Origin of the sequence: Nonomuraea aridisoli, from assembly GCF_003236395.1 — a bacterium.
Taxonomy (GTDB): Bacteria; Actinomycetota; Actinomycetes; order Streptosporangiales; family Streptosporangiaceae; genus Nonomuraea; species Nonomuraea aridisoli.
In genome coordinates this window covers 1-5,990 of sequence record NZ_POUD01000409.1, presented here as the reverse complement: position 1 = coordinate 5,990, position 5,990 = coordinate 1, and the positions used below count along the sequence as shown (strand labels likewise).

At 73.8% G+C, this 5,990-nt stretch carries 7 protein-coding genes; all 7 read left to right on the top strand.

From position 1 onward, the window contains the following. On the top strand, positions 1-793 hold a 793-nt coding region (locus C1J01_RS45550; RefSeq protein ID WP_220040444.1), incomplete at its 5' end, for a GNAT family N-acetyltransferase. A 578-nt stretch (positions 794-1,371) separates the two neighbouring features. Then, positions 1,372-2,262, top strand: a complete 891-nt coding sequence (locus C1J01_RS45545; protein ID WP_111185228.1) for a lysophospholipid acyltransferase family protein — start codon at positions 1,372-1,374, stop codon at positions 2,260-2,262. A 131-nt stretch (positions 2,263-2,393) separates the two neighbouring features. Beyond that, positions 2,394-2,657, top strand: a complete 264-nt coding sequence (locus tag C1J01_RS45540; RefSeq protein ID WP_111185227.1) for a WGxxGxxG family protein — start codon at positions 2,394-2,396, stop codon at positions 2,655-2,657. A gap of 237 nt (positions 2,658-2,894) precedes the next feature. Continuing rightward, complete coding sequence (locus C1J01_RS45535; protein WP_111185226.1) at positions 2,895-3,806, top strand: ABC transporter ATP-binding protein; 912 nt, start codon at positions 2,895-2,897, stop codon at positions 3,804-3,806. Beyond that, positions 3,803-4,609 carry an ABC transporter permease gene (locus C1J01_RS45530; protein ID WP_220040443.1) on the top strand — a complete coding sequence of 269 codons (807 nt, stop codon included), beginning with the start codon at positions 3,803-3,805 and terminating at the stop codon, positions 4,607-4,609. The genes C1J01_RS45535 and C1J01_RS45530 overlap by 4 nt, the downstream gene beginning before the upstream one ends. A 46-nt stretch (positions 4,610-4,655) precedes the next feature. Then, positions 4,656-5,195 (top strand): DinB family protein, encoded by a 540-nt coding sequence (locus tag C1J01_RS45525; protein ID WP_111185225.1) that lies wholly within the window; start codon positions 4,656-4,658, stop codon positions 5,193-5,195. Positions 5,196-5,383: 188 nt separating this feature from the next. Then, on the top strand, positions 5,384-5,968 hold the full coding sequence (locus tag C1J01_RS54305) for an FAD-binding oxidoreductase (RefSeq protein WP_235855104.1): 585 nt from the start codon (positions 5,384-5,386) through the stop codon (positions 5,966-5,968). Positions 5,969-5,990: the final 22 nt, after the last annotated feature.

Here is a 5,990-nt window from a genome sequence, read left to right as displayed (position 1 = left end):
CGCCCCGGACCCCTCGACCGCCGCCGCACCACTTGCGGACCCCTCCAGTGCCGCCGCAGCGCTTGCGACAACCGCCGGCCGCCGTCTGGATGACGGCCGCTACACCGTCGGTCTGGCCGTGAGCCCCGCGGACCTCCAGGCCGCCCAGCGGCTGCGGTACGCGGTCTTCGCCGAGGAGATGGGGGCGAAGCTCGACAGCCCGGTCTCCGGCCTGGACGCCGACCGGTTCGACGCCTACTGCGACCACCTCGTCGTCCGCGAGGGCCGCGAGGTCGTCGGCACGTACCGGCTGCTGCCCCCTGGACGCACCGAGCGACTCTACGCCGACGCCGAGTTCGACCTGTCCGCCCTGGCGCCCCTGCGAAAAGACCTGGTGGAGGCCGGGCGTACGTGCGTGCACCCCGACCACCGCGGCGGCACCGTGGTCGCGCTGATGTGGGCCGGGATCGCCCGGTACATGGCGGCCGGCGGCCATCGGTGGCTCGCGGGCTGCTGTTCGGTGCCGCTCGACGACGGCGGCACGGTCGCCGCCGCCGTGGCCGAACGAGTGCCGCTGGGACCCGAGGAGTACCGGGTGACGCCCCGCACGCCGTGGCGCTCCCGGCACACGGTTCCGCCGGGACGGTTCGTCCCACCCGCGCTCCTGCGGGGCTACCTGCGACTCGGCTCGTGGGTGTGCGGGGCGCCCGCGCACGACCCCGACTTCGGCACCGCCGACTTCTTCGTCCTCCTCTCCATGGACCGCGTCAACCCCCGCTACCTGCGCTATCTCCTCGCCGGAGCCCCACAGTGACCCCAGACCCTCCTCTGACCCCCACGCGGACACTAGCGACTCCCACAAGCACCACGTCCGCTCCGCACGCCCCCACCAGCCCCAAGCTTCTCCCGGACACAGCGGCTCCGCACCTGCCCGCGCCCGGCACGGCCGCTCCGCACGCCCCCGCAACGGTCCCGAACGTCGGCCCGGCCGAAGCGTCCCCAGCCGCCCGGCCTCGGTTCGCTCCTGAGGCTGACCCACACGTCGGCGTCGCGGAGTCGGTCCGGGCCGCATCGTGCGTGGTCGCGGTCGGGCCGCACGTCCGTTCGGCCGAGGTGTCGTTGCCCGTCCGGACTCGGTCTGTTCTTGGGACGGATCCGCCCGTCGGCGCCGCTGAGCCAGTGTCGGCTGCGCCGAATGTGGTCGCGGCCGGCCCGCACGTCGGCCCGGCTGAAGTGTCGTCGCCCGTCCGGAACCGGTCCGCCCCTGGGGCGGACCCGCATGTCGGCATCGCCGAGGCGGCCCCGGGCGCATCGCACGTGGACGCGGTCGGTGCTCGCGTGAGCACGGCCAACCCGTGGCGGCCACTGGGGCCCTGTACGCCTGCCGCTTGCGTGCGGGCCCCTGTCGCCGCGGCGGGGGCGTTCCTGCGCTGTGCCCGCATCGGGGCGGCGCTGCTGGTGGTGCTGGCGGGCGTGCCGGTCGCCCTGGCCTGTCGTGCCGCCTCCCTTCCGGTTCGTGCCCGGGTCACCGGCGTCTGGGCACGCCTCTTTCTCCGCGCTCTCGGCATTCGCCTCGACGTCACAAGGGCGGGAACGCGTGAGGTCGGTGGCGAGGCAAAGCCGGAGGGCGAGGACGGCGGGCGGACGGTGGTAGACGGTGTGGCCGAGGGTGGGGGAGCGGCGGGGAGAGGCGAGGTGGGGACGCTGGTGGTGGCCAATCATGTCTCCTGGCTCGATCCGCTGGTGCTCGCGGCCGTCGTGGCGTCGAGGCCGCTCGCCAAGCGGGAGGTCGGCGGCTGGCCGGTGGTCCGGACGCTGGTGGCGGGTGCGGGGGCGCTGCTCATCGACCGGGACCGGCTGTCCGCGTTGCCGCAGGCCGTGGCCGCCGTCGCAGCGGCGCTGGCCGACGGCGGCACGGTGATCGCCTTCCCGGAGGGGACCACGTGGTGCGGGCGCGGCATGGGGCGCTTCCGCCCTGCCGTGTTCCAGGCGGCCGTCGACGCGGGCGCCTCCGTACGCCCGGTCGCGCTGCGCTACCGCGAGGGCGCGGCGCCCACCACCCGCGCGTCGTTCGTGGGCGACGACCCGCTGCTCGCCTCGATTCTGCGGGTGGCCGCCACCCGCGGCCTCGTCGCCGAGGTACGGCTGCTGGCCCCCGTACAGGCGCCCGCCGTCGCGCCGCGTACGCGGGCCCGTGCGGAAATGGCCGGGATCGCCGAGGCCCGGATACGTGCGGGCCTGCGCGACCCGCACGGCGACCCGCCGCGGGGAGAAGGCGTTTGATGCCCCGGGACGATGGTAGGTGCCTAGTCAGCAGGGGAAATGGAGATCGCCCCGCTAACGGGAGCCTTCAACCGTGAAGGCGTGAGAAGGCGGTCTCCGCGGTTGAGAGACCGCCGGATCGGGGGAACCCAATGCGCAAGACCCTGACAGGACTGGGCCTCGCGTTCTTCTTGACGCTAGTCCCGACCGCAGCCGCGACGGCCGAAACACCGGCAGATACCGTCGCGCAGACCCAGGTCACACCGGCACCGCAGCCACGCGACGACGGCGGCGGCAATGCCGGCCTGTGGGGCCTGCTGGGCCTGCTCGGCCTGCTCGGCCTCGCCGGCCTGCGCAAGCAGCGCCATCAGGTCGGAACCGCCGAACACGTCACGCACCGCGGCCCGCGCCCGTAGCGGGGCCGGCCCCGGCCACAGGCCGGGGTGACTTCCGAGGTGGCACGGCTGTCCACAGGGTCAGCCGTGTCACGCGGTGGGCCTGACAGCCCACCCGACGGCCACGGAGCCGCGCACCGCGGCGGTGGCCTCATTCCGTAACCCGCGGCGAGCCGCGCGGGTACGACCACGGGCTGATACGGAAGTTCAGACCGTGGTCAGACGCGCCGGCAGGAATGAGTTCGCCACCCTGTTCAGGTGATCGACGTACGAGAGCTGACCAAACGATACGGCTCGACGCTCGCCTTGGACGGGCTGTCGTTCCAAGCCCGCCCCGGCCGGGTGACCGGCTTCCTGGGGCCCAACGGCGCGGGAAAATCCACCACGCTACGCGTCATCGTCGGCCTCCATCGCCCGACGTCCGGCGTGGCGCTGGTCAACGGCCGCCGATACGCCGACATCGGCCGCCCGCTGCACGAGGTGGGCGCGCTGCTCGACGCCGGCGCCGTGCACCCAGGCCGCACCGCGTACGACCAGCTCGCCTGCCTGGCCCGCGGCCACCGCATCGGCTCCTCACGGATCACGACGCTGCTGGAGCACGTCGGGCTGGGAGCCGTGGCGCACCAGCGCGTCGGCGGGTTCTCGCTCGGCATGCGGCAGCGGCTCGGCATCGCGGCGGCGCTGCTGGGCGACCCCGGCATCGTCCTGCTGGACGAGCCGGTGAACGGCCTCGACGCCGAGGGCATCCGCTGGGTGCGCGACCTGATGGGCACGCTCGCCTCGCAAGGCCGGACGGTGCTGCTGTCCAGCCATGTGATGAGCGAGATGGCCCTGATCGCCGACCACGTCGTCATCATCGGACGGGGCAGGCTGATCGCCGAGACCTCGATGGAGGAGCTCGCCGGGCGCTTCCGCCGCGACACCCTGGTCCGGTCCCCGAGACAAGGGGAACTGGCCGCGATCCTGCGCGGCGCCGGCGCGTCCGTGGCGTGCGAGCCGCAGGGCGGCCTCGCGGTGACGGGCGCCGACCCCGCCACGATCGGCGACCTCGCCGCCCGGCACCACATCCCGATCCACGAGCTGACGCCGCGCGGCGCCACGCTCGAGGATGTCTACCTCGACATGACAGACCAGGCCGCCGACCACCGCGCGGGCGGGGCGAGCCGATGACCGTCATGCCGCCGGCGCGCGAGCGCGCCCTGTCGCCGAAGGACGTCGTCGCGGCCGAATGGCTCAAGCTCCGGACGATGCGCTCCGCCTGGTGGATCTGGGCCGGAGCGGCCACGTACACCCTGGTCGGCCTGGCCGTCATCATGATGCACATCGGCTCGTACGACCAGGCTTCGCCGCAGGAGCGGGCGAGCTTCGACAGCGCCGATCCCGCCGTCGCCGTCATGCCGATCGTGGCGTTCTTCATCGGTTGCCTCGGCGCGTTGGCCATCACCACCGAGTTCTCGACCGGCTCCATCGCCCCCAGCCTGGTCGCGGTACCCCGGCGGGTGACGCTGCTGGCCGCCAAGACCGTGGTGGTCGCCTGCGTCGCGTTCGCCAGTGGCGTGTTGTTCGCCGGCCTGTCGCAGCTCGCCGCCCTGCTCCTGTTGGGCGACCGGCCCCCGCCGGTCAATCCCTGGCCTCACTGGTCCGACGCGATCCCCACCGCGGCCGGCACGGCCTTCACCACCCTGGTCACCGCCCTCGTGGCGCTGGGCCTCGGAGCGCTCCTGCGATCGGCGGCCGCGACGGTGGCGGTGATCGGGGCGCTCACCGTGGTCGTGCCGAGTCTCGCGCACCTCTTACCCGAGGCCCTCCACCTGCGGGTCGCCTCGGTGCTGATCCCCAACCTCGCTCCGCAGGTCGCGGGCGCCGAGTCGGCGTACCTGCTGTCGCCGCCCGTGGCCATCGCGGTCCTGACCTGCTACACGGTCGTGGCGCTGGCGGCGGGGGCTCTCGGTCTCAGCCGCCGCGACGTGTGATCAACGAAGGAGCCACCGTCAGTACGGCGTTCTAGACTGACCGGCCATGACCGACATCGATGAGCACGGCCGCCCCGAGCCCCCACTCGCCGCGGGCGAGGCCGACACCCTCCTGGGTTTCCTCGAGTTCCACCGGGCCACCCTGGAGTGGAAGTGCGCGGGGCTCGACGCCGACGGGCTCAACGCCACCGTCGGCAAGTCGTCCATGACCCTCGGCGGCATGCTGAAGCACCTCGCGTGGGTCGAGGAGCACTGGTTCTCCCGCTGGCTGCACAACCGCCCCATGGGAGCGCCGTGGGACACGGTCGACTGGGAGGCCGACCGCGACTGGGAGTGGCACTCCGCGGCCGGCGACTCACCCGAGCAGCTGCGCGCCCTGTGGGGCGAGGCGGTGGCCCGCTCGCGCGCGGCCGTCACCGAGGCGCTCGCCGACGGCGGCCTCGACCGCATGGCGCGGCACAGCTGGCCCGACGGCCGCTCGGTCAACCTGCGCTGGATCCTCACCCACATGATCGAGGAGTACGCCCGCCACAACGGCCACGCCGACCTCATCCGCGAGTCGCTCGACGGTCAGACCGGCGAATGACAGCCGGCCCTCCGTACACCCGGCGTCGTAGCGGAAGCGGCGACGGCCGGCGGATGTCCGTGCCCGCGCGCGGCCGGATCCTGGAGTCCTCGCCAGGGCTTAAGGGGCGGCGTAAGGCGGTCTGAACGAGGTCGTAAGCGCCCTTGAGCACAGTGATTCCAGATCACCGAACAGAAGGGCGCGAAGACATGAGCCGGCCGTACACCCTCCAGGACGACATCCGCCTCCCGGGCTTCACCGGGATCGTGCACCGGCCGGGCGATCCCGGCTACGACGAGTCCCGCCGCTCGCTCAACCCCTCGGTCGACGCCCGCCCGGCGCTGGCCGCCGAGGCGTACGGGACCGAGGACCTGCGGGCGGCGCTGCTCGCGGCCCGCACCCACGGCGTGCCGTTCGCGGTCCAGGCGACCGGCCACGGCACGCACGCCCCCTGCGACGGCGGCGTCCTGGTCAGGACGTCCCCGATGGCGTCGGTGCTGGTGGACCCCGCCCGCCGGATCGCCCGCGTGGGGCCGGGCGCGCGCTGGGCCGAGGTGACCGCCGCCGCCGCGCCGTTCGGGCTGGCGCCGCTGTCCGGCTCGGCGCCCTCCGTGGGCGTCACCGGCTACACCCTCGGGGGCGGGCTGGGCTGGCTGGCGCGCCGGCACGGCTTCGCGGCCGACAGCGTGGTGCGCGCCGACGTGCTGCTGGCCGACGGCCGCCACGTCACGGCGAGCGCCTCCAGCCACCCCGAGCTGTTCTGGGCGCTGCGCCTGTCTCTTATACCCATCTGACGCTGCCGACGATCTTCCGCGT

Excerpts from the sequence above, each read along its gene's own strand:
- C1J01_RS45540 (WP_111185227.1), top strand. The coding sequence starts at position 2,394 with ATGCGCAAGACCCTGACAGGACTGGGCCTCGCGTTCTTCTTGACGCTA.
- C1J01_RS45530 (WP_220040443.1), top strand. The coding sequence starts at position 3,803 with ATGACCGTCATGCCGCCGGCGCGCGAGCGCGCCCTGTCGCCGAAGGAC.
- C1J01_RS45525 (WP_111185225.1), top strand. The coding sequence starts at position 4,656 with ATGACCGACATCGATGAGCACGGCCGCCCCGAGCCCCCACTCGCCGCG.
- C1J01_RS54305 (WP_235855104.1), top strand. The coding sequence starts at position 5,384 with ATGAGCCGGCCGTACACCCTCCAGGACGACATCCGCCTCCCGGGCTTC.